This is a genomic window from Pedobacter caeni (assembly GCF_900129215.1).
In the GTDB taxonomy this organism is placed as follows: domain Bacteria; phylum Bacteroidota; class Bacteroidia; order Sphingobacteriales; family Sphingobacteriaceae; genus Pedobacter; species Pedobacter caeni.
Map to the genome: position 1 here is coordinate 1,083,455 of NZ_FQUQ01000001.1, position 14,562 is coordinate 1,098,016.

At 40.7% G+C, this 14,562-nt stretch carries 13 protein-coding genes; 2 read left to right on the plus strand and 11 right to left on the minus strand.

The window, feature by feature from the left end:
• Positions 1-98 precede the first annotated feature (98 nt).
• From BUC20_RS04560 to BUC20_RS04590, 7 genes are all read right to left on the minus strand, one after another.
• Entirely contained in the window at positions 99-884 is a 786-nt protein-coding gene (locus tag BUC20_RS04560; RefSeq protein WP_200800881.1) for a hypothetical protein, read from the minus strand.
• A gap of 4 nt (positions 885-888) precedes the next feature.
• Entirely contained in the window at positions 889-1,668 is a 780-nt protein-coding gene (locus BUC20_RS04565; protein WP_143166697.1) for a toxin-antitoxin system YwqK family antitoxin, read from the minus strand.
• 57 nt (positions 1,669-1,725) lie between these two features.
• A complete protein-coding gene (locus tag BUC20_RS04570) occupies positions 1,726-2,448 on the minus strand; it encodes an NAD(P)-dependent oxidoreductase (RefSeq protein WP_073227973.1) in 723 nt (240 codons plus the stop codon).
• Positions 2,449-2,508: 60 nt separating this feature from the next.
• Entirely contained in the window at positions 2,509-2,943 is a 435-nt protein-coding gene (locus BUC20_RS04575; RefSeq protein ID WP_073227976.1) for a bleomycin resistance protein, read from the minus strand.
• A gap of 52 nt (positions 2,944-2,995) precedes the next feature.
• Positions 2,996-5,368: an ABC transporter permease gene (locus tag BUC20_RS04580; protein WP_073227978.1), complete on the minus strand. Its 2,373-nt coding sequence runs from the start codon at positions 5,366-5,368 to the stop codon at positions 2,996-2,998.
• Between the two features lie 230 nt (positions 5,369-5,598).
• Positions 5,599-6,507 (minus strand): ketopantoate reductase family protein, encoded by a 909-nt coding sequence (locus BUC20_RS04585; protein WP_073227981.1) that lies wholly within the window; start codon positions 6,505-6,507, stop codon positions 5,599-5,601.
• A 7-nt stretch (positions 6,508-6,514) separates the two neighbouring features.
• Positions 6,515-7,468: a bifunctional helix-turn-helix transcriptional regulator/GNAT family N-acetyltransferase gene (locus BUC20_RS04590; RefSeq protein ID WP_073227983.1), complete on the minus strand. Its 954-nt coding sequence runs from the start codon at positions 7,466-7,468 to the stop codon at positions 6,515-6,517.
• Positions 7,469-7,698: 230 nt separating this feature from the next.
• Between BUC20_RS04590 and BUC20_RS04595 the strand changes: the two genes are divergently transcribed.
• The gene (locus BUC20_RS04595; RefSeq protein ID WP_084528529.1) at positions 7,699-9,237 is read left to right on the plus strand and encodes a serine hydrolase domain-containing protein; all 1,539 of its coding nucleotides are present in this window, start codon (positions 7,699-7,701) and stop codon (positions 9,235-9,237) included.
• 18 nt (positions 9,238-9,255) lie between these two features.
• On the opposite strand, the gene BUC20_RS04600 is transcribed toward BUC20_RS04595, so the two are convergent.
• The 4 genes from BUC20_RS04600 to BUC20_RS04615 all read right to left on the minus strand — a co-directional run bounded on the left by BUC20_RS04600 (position 9,256) and on the right by BUC20_RS04615 (position 13,057).
• On the minus strand, positions 9,256-9,447 hold the full coding sequence (locus BUC20_RS04600; protein ID WP_073227989.1) for a hypothetical protein: 192 nt from the start codon (positions 9,445-9,447) through the stop codon (positions 9,256-9,258).
• A gap of 548 nt (positions 9,448-9,995) precedes the next feature.
• Entirely contained in the window at positions 9,996-10,865 is an 870-nt protein-coding gene (locus tag BUC20_RS04605) for a YegJ family protein (RefSeq protein ID WP_073227992.1), read from the minus strand.
• Positions 10,866-11,003: 138 nt separating this feature from the next.
• Positions 11,004-11,684, minus strand: a complete 681-nt coding sequence (locus BUC20_RS04610; protein WP_073227995.1) for a response regulator transcription factor — start codon at positions 11,682-11,684, stop codon at positions 11,004-11,006.
• Positions 11,681-13,057, minus strand: a complete 1,377-nt coding sequence (locus BUC20_RS04615) for a sensor histidine kinase (protein ID WP_084528530.1) — start codon at positions 13,055-13,057, stop codon at positions 11,681-11,683. Before BUC20_RS04615 ends, BUC20_RS04610 begins: the two co-directional genes overlap by 4 nt.
• Positions 13,058-13,194: 137 nt before the next feature.
• On the opposite strand from BUC20_RS04615, the gene BUC20_RS04620 reads away from it, so the two are divergent.
• The gene (locus BUC20_RS04620) at positions 13,195-14,559 is read left to right on the plus strand and encodes a DUF4270 family protein (RefSeq protein ID WP_073228000.1); all 1,365 of its coding nucleotides are present in this window, start codon (positions 13,195-13,197) and stop codon (positions 14,557-14,559) included.
• The last annotated feature ends 3 nt before the right edge of the window (positions 14,560-14,562 follow it).

The window sequence follows — 14,562 nt, forward strand, 5'->3', positions numbered from 1 at the left end:
GTGGGTTCAGTCTGTTGCAGAAGATCATTTTGCAAACAGTCAGGATATTTAGCTGAGGAGGCTGGAGAAGCAGATTTATCGGTTTTGGGAGCACCTTTCTATTGCCACCAGGATTTTTGGGCTCTGGCATCTTTACTTTCAATAATTGCTCCATTTGGCATCTTGTTTTTTAGCGCAATACCAAACCAGCCATTTTTGAAATATTTTTCAGAGACATTGAACTCTCCGGTGCCAATATCAAAGTCACAATTTGAATCAGGAACGCGATAATCTGCCCAGTTACATCTTTTCCCGGCTTTCGACTGATAACTTTTCCATTTTCCAACAAAAGCATTATTAAAATAGCCATCTGAAGCTATATTTATATCATCATAGACCATTTTATCATTCTTGTCCAGATACCATTTTGTTTTGAGGATACCATAAAAAGTACCCGGATGTTTTTGGCTTTTATCCTCAAGAAATTCGTACTTCGCGGTTAAAAGACCCTGAGTGTTTATCCCCTTATCTTTAAATTCATTATCTACACCAAAATGGGTTCTTTTAGATTCTCTTATTTCCTGAATGGTGATCTTGCCATTAAAATCACAAACGTTTCCTTTGACACTTGATTTTCCTTTAATCAGATACTCTTCCGGATGGTCCGGATGCTGCGTGACTTTCAAAATCTTAATTAAAATCCGTTGATGTTCATCGCCAATTATTCCATAAATCAAGTCGTTATCCGTCTTTAACCAAAGGTTCGAAAAATTATAGGTTATGAATTGTTCAATTCTGTTTGCCGGAATCAACTCCTCATTATTCATAATGTCGGTCCGACAGATGGTCTGTGCCCGTAAAGCAACAGAAAAAAAAGAGAGCAGGATCAAAATTTTATACTTCACACCCCTATTTTTTATTGCTTTGCTGATATTTTTCAAAAACGTCCTTTGTCACCTTATCCCCAAGAAGGAAATAACTTTCAAAAAGAACGCTTCCATCAGGTTTGTACATGTGCGAAACACCATGTCTTTTGCCATTTTCATACATGGAATCCATATTTTTTTTGCCCATAGCATACATGGTTGACAGGCCATTTTGCAAATCGTCTTTGTAATTGTTTTCTGTCACGATCTCGCCTCTGCTATATACACGAAAAACACCGTTGCGCAGGTTATTTTCATAATTACCCTCAGTGGTAACCTGGCCATCAGAATAGGTGAAAGAAGGTCCGTCTTTTTTACCCGCTTTATAGTTTGATTTATTAACGATTTTATCGCCCTGATACATTTCACTGACCCCATGTTGCCTGCCATCTTTATATTCCTGACGCAACCACACCTTTCCCTGATTGTCGTAATTTTCCTTTAAACCATTACGTACGCCATTTTTAAAATGTAATTTACATTCCATTCTTCCGTCTTGCGCGTACCAAAAAGCCTCACCTGTGATCAAGCCATTTTTAATGTTATACAGGGCAAAACCACCTTCATCCAACGCGATTTCATACTGCCCCTGTAGTGGATTATTATTTAAGGAAAGCAACATTTCAGTGCTATCAGCATTATAGGTCTTTACGAGGTGGTTCCATTTAACTACTTCAGGCAGCTGAGCAAAAAGGCTACCGCTTAAGCAAAGAAAAATAAGAGTATAGCTGAGTTTTACAATAAGATTTTGATTGGTTTTCATTTGTTTTCAGAGCATAAGGTATGTGCTGACTAAATTACCAATAATACTGGAATTACGCTAGCCATTGTAAATTACAGGCATCTGCCCTTTCCAGTTTTTCCAGATGGCCTGGTCTGTGAGGAGTTGAGCCATAAAGTGTGCTACGTTTATACGACTGGTTTGTCCCGGATTGAAGAGCGCACTTCTTGTGGGTGAAGCATGTAAAGAATATGTTGTTACTTTTTCCAGGTCGATTAAACTGTCGGGACGTACAGCAACCCATTCGATGAAAGGATTTGATTGCCCTATTTTCTGTCTTAAGTAATCTGCTGCCTTTTCATTGTCCGGATGTGGGGGCAAAAGTAAACGAAGCAGGCCGATCATGATTTTTTGCCCGAAGGAAACCGGTTCATTTAAGTCCCTGTTGCTATTTCCTGCAGTGTTCATCAACACGAACCCAATGGACTTTTCCGGAGCATTTTTAAGAATGGTCTCACAGATCAATTGCACCATGTCTGTAACCAGCTTTTTTGGTTTTCCATAAATGCCTTTAAAATTCGGATTGTGCCCCAGGCAAGAGGCCACAGCCTCACAGTCTTTGAGATAGACTTCCATTTCATGCGCACTAATTTCTGTGATGTGATTTACTCTGATCAACGAGATGTACTCATTGCTGCTCCAGGCCTCAGGAACATTGCTGGTTGTGCGGACAATGATTTTCAGTCTATGTCCTGCGCTTAGCAATTGTGCGACCAACAGTTTTCCTGTTGCACCACTCGCTCCGACTATCAAAATTTTCATGTTCTGATGTTTTAATTCTTTATGGTAAATGATGGAGTCCACAGGAGCTAATTTCTGACTTCAGGCTGTCCGTTCGCCTAAATCCTTAATTAAGCGCAACAGATAACCATCCGGATCCATTACCAAAAACTGTTTCTGACCAAACTCTAATGCCCCTGCACGGTACCATTTTTCCTCCACATCCACAAATAGCCCGAACCCTGCCCCGGTTAAACGGTCAATGATCGGTTCAATATCAGGAACCTCGATCTGAAAATTAATCCCACGGCCCAAAGGTGGCTCGAATGGACCTGTCTCCCAGCTGTTATCTGCCTCATTACGCTGTTCCAGCATGATTTGTGCCCCATTTAAATCGAGGTAGGCAAAGCCTTCTTCCGGACGGTCGTATGCTACTGAAAAGCCAATTAAGTCGCACCAGAAGAACAAACTTGCTTTAATATCCTTTACACTTAATTCCGGTACAAGTCTGGCCCAATTGTTTATTTGATCTGACATATGGGATTTTGACCAGATAAAGCAGGTTTTGTTACAGGATTCTTTAACTGAATTATTCGTATTTCAGTGCTTCAACAGGGTTTGCTGTGGCTGCTTTATAGGCCTGAAAACTGACCGTCAGAAATGCAATGATTGCCGTCCCTCCTATGGACATCAATATAATTGACCAGGAGATCGTGGTTCTGAACTCAAAAGCAGTAAGCCATCTGTTCATCAGGTAATATGCAAGAGGTACGCCTATACAAGCCGCAATAAATACCATTTTAAGGAAGGAAACGGAGAGTAGTTTCATGATGTTGCCCACTGAAGCGCCCAATACACGACGTACACCAAACTCTTTTGTGCGCTGTTCCGCACTGTAAGCCACCAGGCCATAAAGCCCCAGACAAGAGATCAGGATCGCTATGCCTCCAAAAAGGTTAGCCAGGATGCCCAGAATCCTTTCTGACTTCAGTTTCCTGTCAAACAACTCGTTCACAAATTTAACTTCTACGGGAAATGATGGATTTATCTTTTTGGTGACGGTCGAAACCATCTCTACATTCTTACTTAAACTATTGGCAGGGTTTAAGCGCATTTTTATGTTTCCTCCCTCATATCTATTAAAATTGATCACCATCTGTCTACCCGAATGATAGGGAGAATCCCATATAAAATCTTTAAAAACACCAATTACCCTAACCTGATTTCCAAAAAGTTTTACGTTCGTGCCTATCGGGTTTTTAAGCTTCATTACTTTCACGGCTGTACTGCTCAGCAGGATTGCGGCAGTGTCTGAGGCAAAATCTCTGGAGAAATCACGGCCGGCAACGAGTTCCACACCGCTTGTTTTCACAAAATCATAGGTGGTTTGTAAACGATTGAAGACAATTTCTTTTCCCTTTTCTTCCATTCCCGGCCATTCGAAACCATAAAACCAGTTCCCTACCCCGGTCATGCTCTGTGAAGTCTGGCTCACTGAAGTGACTGCTCCGGTTTTCAGCAGCTGATCCTTAAATAGTTCAAACTTATGACGCAGTTCACCATCCTGAGGCATCTCGGCCAGTAAATTGATGTGGTATCCTACCGGTCTGTTCTTGATGAATTGCATCTGCCTGTAGATCACCAGTGTAGCGATGATCAGCATGATGGCAAAACAAAATTGCCCGACTACCAGGACCTGTCTGATGTTAATGGGGATGAGTTTTGCTCTTGCTGTTTTCTTTTTTAAAGTCTGAATGGGATTGAAAGAAGAAAGGAATAGTGCAGGATAGGCTCCTGCTAAAAGGCCGGTTAAAAAAACCACAGCCAGGATAGACAGCCAATAGTTTAAATTGGTATAATCAATGGCAATTTTTATATCCAGCAGGTTATTGAAGACGGGTAAACTCAGTTCTACAATAGTAACTGCAATCAATACGGCAGCCATAGTAAGAACCATAGCTTCAGTTAGAAATTGATTGACAAGGGAATTTCTCGTTGCACCGATCGTTTTCTTAATTCCTACTTCTTTTGCCCGTCGCTCTGATTTCGCAGTAGCCATGTTCATGAAATTGATGCAGGCAACAAGCAAAATACCAAAAGCCAATGCCATAAAAAGATAAATGCGCTCAATGTCGCCACCTATACTCTTGCCATTCAGGAATTTACCATGCAAATGGTTATCTGCAAAGGGGAACAGGAAATTCTCCGTTCTTTGCGCAGTATAGTTTTCATTAAACAGTTTTTTCACTTTTGCATTGATCAGGTCAATATTGGCCTGATTGTTAACCTTCGCTATTGCAAGAAAGCCAAAATCACCCCAGCCCGGATTTTTAAGGTAGTCGTTTATACTTTCAAAAAAAGCCCAGGGCATCAGGTAATCAAACCTGAGGGAAGTATTGCCGGGTAAATCTTTGATGACACCGGTGACCCTTAAATCTCTTTTATCATTATATCTGACAGTTTTGTTCAACACATCAGTTGTCCCAAACAGTAGTTTCGCCGTTTCTGCAGTTAATACAATGGCATCAGGCATATTCAATGCAGAATTGGGATTACCAACGATGAATTCGTAATTGAAAATCTTAAGGATCTCCGGGTCTGCAAAGAGATCTGTTTTTTTAAACACTTTTTCTTTATTGGCAATCAGGGATTCATCACCACCACCAATCCGGGTGATGACATCTACTTCTGGTACTTTAGCTCTGATGGCCATTGCAATTCCGTTTCCCGGCACACCTCCAGTACTGGTAATCTTTCCGGTAGCATCCTGAAAATTGGTCATCACCTGATAAACCTTATCCGAATCCTTAAAGTTACGGTCGAAATTCATTTCGTAGTTGACATACAGCAGCAACAGCAGGCAGGCAGACAAACCAACCGCCAGACCGACAATATTAATCACGGAAGAAGTCTTGTTTCTCCAGAGATTACGCAAAGCGATTTTTAAGTTGAGTCTGAACATGGTTGTATTGGTATATCAATTAAACGAATCCTATAGATCTGCAATTTACTAAGTTTATGCCAAGACTGACACACATCATAAAACACTTATAAACAGGCGATTATTTCACATCCACTCCTAAGACCGTCCATTATCGGACGCTTGCTGTACGCTCCCGGACAGTGAAAATCATACTGCTCAACCCATTCTCTAAATTCAGACCTGCAGGCCGTATAGGTGGTCAGCATCCTTCATACTCTGGACAATTCTGATTTTAGTTTTGTCAATTCTCCCAGCAAGGCGGTAACCGGCATATTGATTTTCTTCCCGCCAGCCTTTAGTACCGCGAAATTCAGGGTTTCGATCTCTGTTTCCCGCTTATTCAGGATATCCTGGTAAGTGGATATTTTCTGCCCGTCGGACATTTCACTGATCGTAAGGACATTTTGCAGCACCTCTTCTTCAGTCAACTGAATGCTATTTTCTGTGGCCACCTGCAGGCATTCTCTGATCACTGTTTTAGCAATAGCCAACACCGCATCGTTTCGTTGAAATACACCATTATCTGTTTCCAGCAAGGGGCAAATGGAATTAAATACGCAATTACTGATTACTTTCTTCCAGATGAGCTTTTGTATATCTGTTTCTGTTCGGAAAGAAAAAGCAGCGGTATCCAGTTGTCTGATAATGCGTTCAAGGACTTCATCTGATCCTTTAATTACTCCAATCGGTGAGGATGCGACCATCCTGAACCTTACTTTATGATCACTCAGCGACTGACTGGTGGCCATCAATACGCATCTGTAAAGTTCTTTGAATCCCTTCTCAATAAAGCTGCTTTCAATGTGTAAACCATTTTGCAAAAAAACGATTGGGGACTCCCCTGCTTTGAACTTTAGTTTGTTGGCCAGGGCCTCATTTCCAAATGATTTATTGGTTAACAGAATGATGCCCCTGAGTTTTTCATAGTTACTGATGCTGCTGATGGTTATATCGGCCTGTAAGATGTTGCCTCCCATTTCTACCTGGATGTGCGCTGTGTAAACAGGTTGTTCATCTACACTCCCCCTCAGAATGGTTACCTCTCTGCCATTAAGGGTTAAGGCTACGGCTAAAGCTTTTGCGATTACCCCATTGCCAACAATAAATAAGTGTTCCATGTTAAGGTTATTTTATTTCCAGCTCCATTTGAATATTGCATCGCTCATAAGGTGTAGATCGTCCAATCACCTTTTTAAAACCTAACTTCTGATAAAGGTTAATCGCAGGCTTCAATATGGTATTGCTTTCCAGATAAATTTTGGATGCCCCCAGTTCCCTCGCTGTATTTACGATGGCCTGTCCAAGCAGCCAGCCCACACTTTTACCCTGAATTTTTGGTGATACCGCCATTTTTGCCAGTTCATAATCGTAATCCGGATCGTTCATTTTTATCAATGCGCAAACTCCGATAGGCTCATTATGGTAGAGTGCCACAAATATTTTTCCTCCTTTGTCCAGAATATATTCTTTTGGATTGTCCAGGGCCTTGTAGTCTGCCTCTTCCATTTTGAAATAGGTGGAGATCCATTCTACGTTGAGTGCCCTGAAAGCCTGTTGGTACTGTTCCTGGTACTCCACAATCTGCACATCTTTGCTTTCTCTCAGTTTTCTCTGTTCCTGAACCCGCTTGAGCAATGACTTCTCATCCAGCAGGAACTCCCATTCCTCGATGGCCTCCCAAAGGTTATGTCTGGCTTCAGAAATGATGCTTTCAATGGCAAGATCCACGTCGGTACATTGCACCTTGATCTGTTCTGAAATTGTCATTCCTTTGGTAGTTAAGGCTACCACGTTCCGTCGTTTATCAGGCGAATCCTGATTGTCCTGAACCAATCCTGCAAGGGTCATCTCCTGGATGATCTTGCTTACTGAGGGTTGGGAATGACTGATTTCATTGGCGATTTCGGTAATGGTCTTTTCTCCATCTTCTGAAAGAACAAAAAATACAGGAAACCACTTAGGCGAAAACTCCACATTATACAACTCATAAATTCTGGCAGCATCTTCGGTCACTTTTGAGGTTAATAATCTTAGCCTGCTGCCAAGTGCCATTTTTCCGGTTCGTTCGAATAGTTTCATATAGATAGTCAATTACATAATCAGTTATGTAAATGTAAAAAATATCTGATAAGCTCCAAATCTTCTTTTATTTAATGACAGGAAAAGTGGATTTCAGGGAGTTGAGGAGCGACAAACGAGTAAGGCAAATTTACCGGGTATAACTTTACAGGGTATAATTTTAAAAGGTGTAACCTCCACTTCTCTTGTGTAGTCTTAAAACAAGCGTCACCATTAATCTTAATTCATCTATGATTCTATTCACCAAACTTAAACGGATCTCCATATTGCCAGGTTATGCATTATGTATAATGGCATTTATCCTTTTTGCGGCATTTACAGGCATTCCAAACAAAGTAAAAAAGCATTCGGGCAGCGACTATTACAAAAACAAGGAAGCTAAAATTTTAAGTGATTCTCTTGATGTTTTGTTAAGCCAGATCAGGCAGTCGTTTGGAGGAGAAGGACTTGATTTAACATTAGGTGTGGTTAAAGATGGTCATGTTTTCCTGAAAAAGAATTACGGATATGCTAATCAGGAGACAAAAACTCTTTTTTCTGACCGGACTCAGCTTTACATTGCCTCCACTTCCAAATCCTTAACAGGAACATTGGCTGCTGTTTTAGACCGGAAAGGAATCATCAGACTGGATCATACATTAGCTGATTATCTGCCGGAACTTACCTTTGATGATCCGAATATTCATCCTGACAAAATCACGATCAGCTCATTGATAACCCATACTCATGGCATCAAAAATAACGATGCGGTAGTATGGACCGCTTTTATTGGAATTAAGAGCAATGATCAATTGATGGCCATGTTAAAAAAACGGAGTACTGCCCTACCTAATCAGAATTTCTATTATTCCAATTTAGGTTCCGTTATCTACTCGATGGTCCTGATTAAGCAATTGGGTAAGCCATGGCAACAGGTGATGAATGAACAACTTTTCCAGCCATTAGGTATGCATCACACCACGGCCTATGTTTCTAAAGTAAACTCCAGGTATATCAGCTATATAATTGACGGGTCCGAAGGCAGGCAAAGGTCTGTATTTGACAAAGCAGATAACTCGATGTCGGCCGCAGGAGGACATTTGACCACGGTAAACGATATGCTCAAATATTTGCAGTTCTTTATCACTGAAGGGCAATCCGTTCCCGGTGTATTGAACCGGGAAGATGTGCTGATGGCCAGTTCCGCTATCGTTCCTCAGAAGAGCAGTTACCAATCTTATGAAAGATTTGGTTATGGACTGGGATGGGAACAATCTCTTTTCAATGGGGAGCAGTTGGTGTCACGGATGGGTGGATACAGCGGGATTTCCTCGCATTTGTCCTATATGAAAGCGCATAAGATAGGTATAGTGGTATTGAGCAATAAAAAAGGAATGGAAGTATTGACTCATTTGGTTGCAAACTACATTTACAATACCATGCTGAACAAAGAGAACAAATACAGTATGCTTAAAGAAAACCTCAGCTCGTTGCAAAAGTATGTTCAATCAGACGCTCAGGAAACAAAGGAAGTAACCGCAGCAATAGATAAAAAAGCAACAATAGATAAAAAGCTATGTGGCATTTACGATGGTGGCGAAAAATCCGGAATGATGGAAATAACCAGTACCGGCGAAGTCATCTGGGGCAACCTGAAAGGCCCCTTACACATGCTTTCAGACAGTACTGGTTTAATCAATTTCAGGACCATGATACGTTCTTTTTCAGTTAAGAAAGAAAATGGTGCAATCGCAGGTGTTTATTCTAACGACCGATATTTTAAGCGTTGAGGTGAAGGTAAGCCAAGGTTAGCGCTCAGCTTGAAGCTTTAGCAGTTCAGCAGGAACGCCGGTTTTTTTGAGGGTTTCAATCGCTTTGTTAACCTTTTTAACAATGTAAGGATCTTTACTATGATCTTTAAGGTTAGCAACAACTTTATCCTTTAGAGGATCAAATGCAAATCTCTTTAATTGAGCTTGAAATGTTTCTTCCTTCTTCATATACAAATTATTATTTACGTAACACCATAAACGCCTCATAGTTAATGCATTTTTCAAATGGAAACCAGGCGCCTTCTATTAAACCATAAACCTCAAGAACATCGAGCTATGCTCCACAATAAAGTATACCGCTCCTTGTTCATACAACAAAGATAATAAACCTGGATTTTATTTAACTACAAATTAAATAATATTATTATAATACAACAACATAAACCCCAATACAATAATATATCTTATTTTTCAAGATTAATTAGGAGCGGATTTTAAAAGCGGTTAAACTATGATTTATCCAATGCCTCGTTTTGACGATTTCATCCTCTTGAAATCTTTGTTAAGAAAAAGAATGACTACCTTCATCACATATTTCAAAAAGTTAAATATTAAAGCATATGTCAACATTACTTTCTCTACTTGCACTTGTAGCAATTATTATGGTTACGGCCTTCTATCTTTCCTTCATTAAGAAAAACAAGGAAACTAACGGTCACCACTAAGATATAATCCTGTCGCTTCTTTCTGATAGAAAACAATTGGAAAGGAGCGCTTTAACCCGCTACACCTAAAACCCTCCATCCCTGGGCGGTTTTATAGGTCTGCAATCTTTGTACGGAATTTCCTCCGTCGGGATAAGTACAGACTTCTGTTATAATCCAATAATTATCATTTATTTTCTCCCGGTTGGTAAAGGCCCTGTTGATGTTAGAAAAATCAGGCATTCCCTCTTTTTCGATATAACTTACAAAGGAAATGGCCAGGGCTTCGGAAGTGCTGATGATCATCTCCTCCTCCATTTGAAAATCAAGGCTGGAAAGCATTAATTTCGCTTCCTGATAGAAATCTTTACAAGCGAGTGCTTTATCGATGTCTTTTTCCTGATAGGCTTGCTCAAGGGATAAGATTGCCCCTTCCGGAGTGTCAAAATCTGCTTTAAAATGGTCAATACCGACATCAATAAGAAGGCCTATCGACTCATCAAATGAGGTTCTTTCTGTTTCCGGTATTCCTTCTCGGATCGCCCGGATGGTGTATCCACCAATTAAACGGCCATGTTCAACAATCATCCAATCCGAAATGAGTGTCCTCATCACCCCTATTTTCTGGCCCAGCTTCACATTTTTTACCTGTACCGGCTCATTTCCGACTTCTCCGAATAAGTTCCCTTCTTCATCAAAATCCGGAGCGGTTAACCAGATGTGCTCCACTTGTCCTTCATCTTCGATCATCACTTTAATGGAAAAGTATTCCTGTCCGGCGGAGGGGCTTTTCAGGCTGTTTTCAAAATACCATAAAGTAAGCCCTGCTTTCTCCATTGCCCAGTTCATGCGCTCGTCTTCATTTGGTATATATACCAGATCAGGCTCTGCGCTTCTTTCTACAACTTTGTTTTTTCCAAAAAAACGTGATAATAAACCCATGATTGCGTAATTCGTGATTTTTTAAATATAATAATTCTTCTATACTTAAAAAAGCATCTCCTCATTCTCATTATTACGTTAATGAAAAATTGCGTTTACTTTGTCAACAGAAACTGTAAACCAAGTTTACAGATGGATTTAGAATTTATCCCTGATTTCTAAAACATAACCTATATTTCTTACGGTAAGGATCTTAATTCGGTGGTCTTCCCTTAAGTATTTCCTTAACCGGCTGATGAAGACCGCCAGACTTCTGCTGGTAAAAAAATTGTTCAGATCCCACAATTCTTCCAGTATTTCTTTTTTTGTGACCACCTCATTTTTATGTTCAATCAATTTTTTTAACAGTTCCGACTCCCTATAGGAAAGGTTAATACTGACACTGTTAATGGACAGTTGATGCATTCTGGAGTCAAAAGCATAATTGCCCACACTATATTTCGGATATTCTACCTTATTTGTCTTTTTTAAATGACTGTGCATCCGGGCGATCAGCTCTTTAATGCTATAGGGTTTCTTCATGTAATCACTCGCCCCGATTTCGAAGCCCTTTAATACATCTTTAATCTGTATTCTGGCCGTGGCAAATATAATTGGAACATGATCATCCATTTCGCGGATTTTCTCGGCCAGATGGAAACCATTTAATTCAGGTGTAATCACATCCAGAATAATGATATCAGGTCTGAATAATTTAAAGCTTTCAAATGCCTCACGCCCATTGAGGTAATGACGAACCCAAAAGCCTTCAAATTTGAGGCTTTGCACCACAATCTCTGCCATACCGGCCTCATCTTCCAGAAATAAAACATCGATCATGATCTGAGGGGGATTGAGATTAAAAAAGTACTTCCTATGGTCAACGTACTTTCCAGGCTGATAGTCCCTTCGTGAAGTGCTACCACCTTTTTCACATAGGAAAGGCCCAGTCCAAAGCTTCCCGCAGCATCATCACTGGTGGAAACCCTGAAAAAGCGTTCAAAAATATCATCATGGTATTTTTCAGGGATCCCTATTCCGGTGTCCCGGATGGAAAGTTTCCAGACCCCATTGTCGAGAATACTGCTGATCCTGATGATGACACCATCATTGGAATATTTGATCGCATTGTCTATAATATTGCGAAGTGCATTGCTCAAATGAAGCGGGTCAATCCATAGCGGAGGAATATCGTTACCGTGCTCCAATCTGATATCAACAGGTTTTGCATTTTTGATGGAATAATTTTCAATCAGCTGACCTATCAGTTCATTCACATCCGTATTTTCCTTATGTAATACCATCTTATCGTTGTCAAATATAGATTCCTGCAGAATTAACTCGATCAGCTTAGATAGGTGATTGATCTCATTAGTTGAGATTTCCAGATAACGTGCTGTTTTGTTTTTATCCAACAGGTTGCCATATCGTTTGATGGCTTCTACAGCCACGGATATCGTTGCCAAAGGGGTCTTTAATTCATGAGCCATGCTGTTAATGAAATCATTTTTGACCACCGACATTCTTTGTTGCCGGAATATCGTGACCAGCATATAAGCCAGACTACAGGTGGTCAGCACGATTAAAAGTACAGATACACCGAATTGCCACTTCATTTTATTAAAGATGTAAGATGCCGGTGCTTTATAAGCGGTAGTTCTGGCGAATTCAATGGGCATAGCCCTGCCATGTTGTAGCGAGGCGGTATCGGCAGGCTCAAGGATTCCTAGCGGAAACCTGTCTGTGTAACTGACCGTATCTCCGAACGGGACTGCCGTTCTGCCGGATGTAGCAACAAGTGGTGAGACAGGGTATATGCGGCTGGTAAACATTGAAGTATCCTCGACCAGGGCCGCAGATTTGATAAAATCAGCAGTCAGAGGTAATGCAGGCATGGTCTGGGCAGGTATCGTTTGAACAGGTATCGTCTGGGCAGGCATGGTCTGCAAAGGCATCATCGCAGAAACCGTTCCCGACGGATAGGCAATAATGGTATTCGCTCCTATTTGATTTCCATCCAGAACCACTGTTTTTGCAGCGGCAACGCTTAAAACAGCCTGTGCAGTGGGAAGAAAAAAATCATAATCAGAGGAGAAAAAAGGTTGGCTCTTATAATATCTGTAGTCCCTGTAAAGCCAAAATCCCTGGGCAAGAATAACGCCTAAAATACATAAGGTCATCAGACATAAAATGTACTTTATACGATTTAACATAGTTTGTTGGTTTTCATAAAACAAATGTAACTGCCCCTTCTTTATTAAAAGTTCCACTTAACGATTTTTAACAATTCGTAACATTCATTAACATTCCCTCAGCACATCTTTGTCGCAATCAATTATTATAAACAACTATGAATTCCACTATTAAGCTTTCCTCCGGTCAATTCTTACGCTATTTCCCTTTGGTGCTGTTGCTTGTTACAGGATGCAGGAAGGGCGACCCTATTGGTTTTCCGAAAGATAAAAACCCGATATCCGCTGAGATGACAGATACAGTTACAGTGATCGCCTCAACCTATCTGCTGGACTCCTTACCCACTTCTAATGCTGGTTCCATTCTGTTGGGACAAGCCGACGATCCTGATTTCGGGAAAACCAGGCTCTCCTCCTATTTTCAGGTTGGAATACCGGTCTTGAATAACGGAACTATACCTGAGGATGCCGTGTTTGATTCATTCAACCTGGTCTTGAAATACAATAAATATGTATATGGTGATACCAATGAATTACAAACGTTCTCGGCGCATCAGCTGACCAAAAGAATAAAGCTCATCAAGGTGGAGAAAGCCGTTGAGCCGGAAGAACGTCCGATATTTGTTAAAGAAGAGGCCTTGTATAGTACCAGTAAGTTTGAGTATGATCCTGTACCCTTAGGAACGCTCAGCTTTTTTCCGAAATCTTTTTCCGGGGATAGCATCGCCATCCCTTTAAAGCAGTCATGGGGACAGGAACTCCTCAGGATGATGATCGATAAAGACAAGCGGTTAAACGTAAATGAAGATTTTCTTAACTATTTCAAAGGCCTTGCCCTTATCGCGGGAAACAATAGTAAAAGTATCATTGGCTTTGACGCTGAAAAGGCAAAGATCGTGTTATCCTATAATTTTAAGGGGACTGATGGATTTCCAAAAAAAGGAAGCGTTCAGTTCAATTTAAATGATAAGCAGTATCAGTTTAACCATATCGACGCAGACCGGAATAACACCAGGTTAAAGACACTAAATTACCAATCCAGGGAATTAAGTGCGGAAGCGACAAACAAGGAATTGTTTGTTCAGGCCGGAACGGGCATCGTAACCAGACTTTCTCTGCCGGGCTTAACGAGCTTTCTTCAGCAAACCGGAATTGGTGTTAATGCTGCAGAACTGATCATCGAAACCGAATCATCATCCTATAAAGTTTTTAAAGCACCGCAGGAGTTGAATTTATTTATCGCGAATTCTGCCGGTACCCCAACCGAAGTCGTTACCAATGCAGATGGAAAGTCTATTCAAATGGCAAAGTTTCAGCCGGGAAATGATGCCGGTTCAAAAGCAAGATATGTTTTCTCCCTGGGAGGATATATTGATGGACTCAGAAAAGGTAAATACAAAAAGACATCGCTGATGCTGAGCCTTCCCTTTGATCCTTTAACAAAAACAGTGGACAGGTTACATATTGCTAACGGGGAGTCTGTACGCGCGATAAAACTCAAGATTTTTTATACTAAATTTTAAATA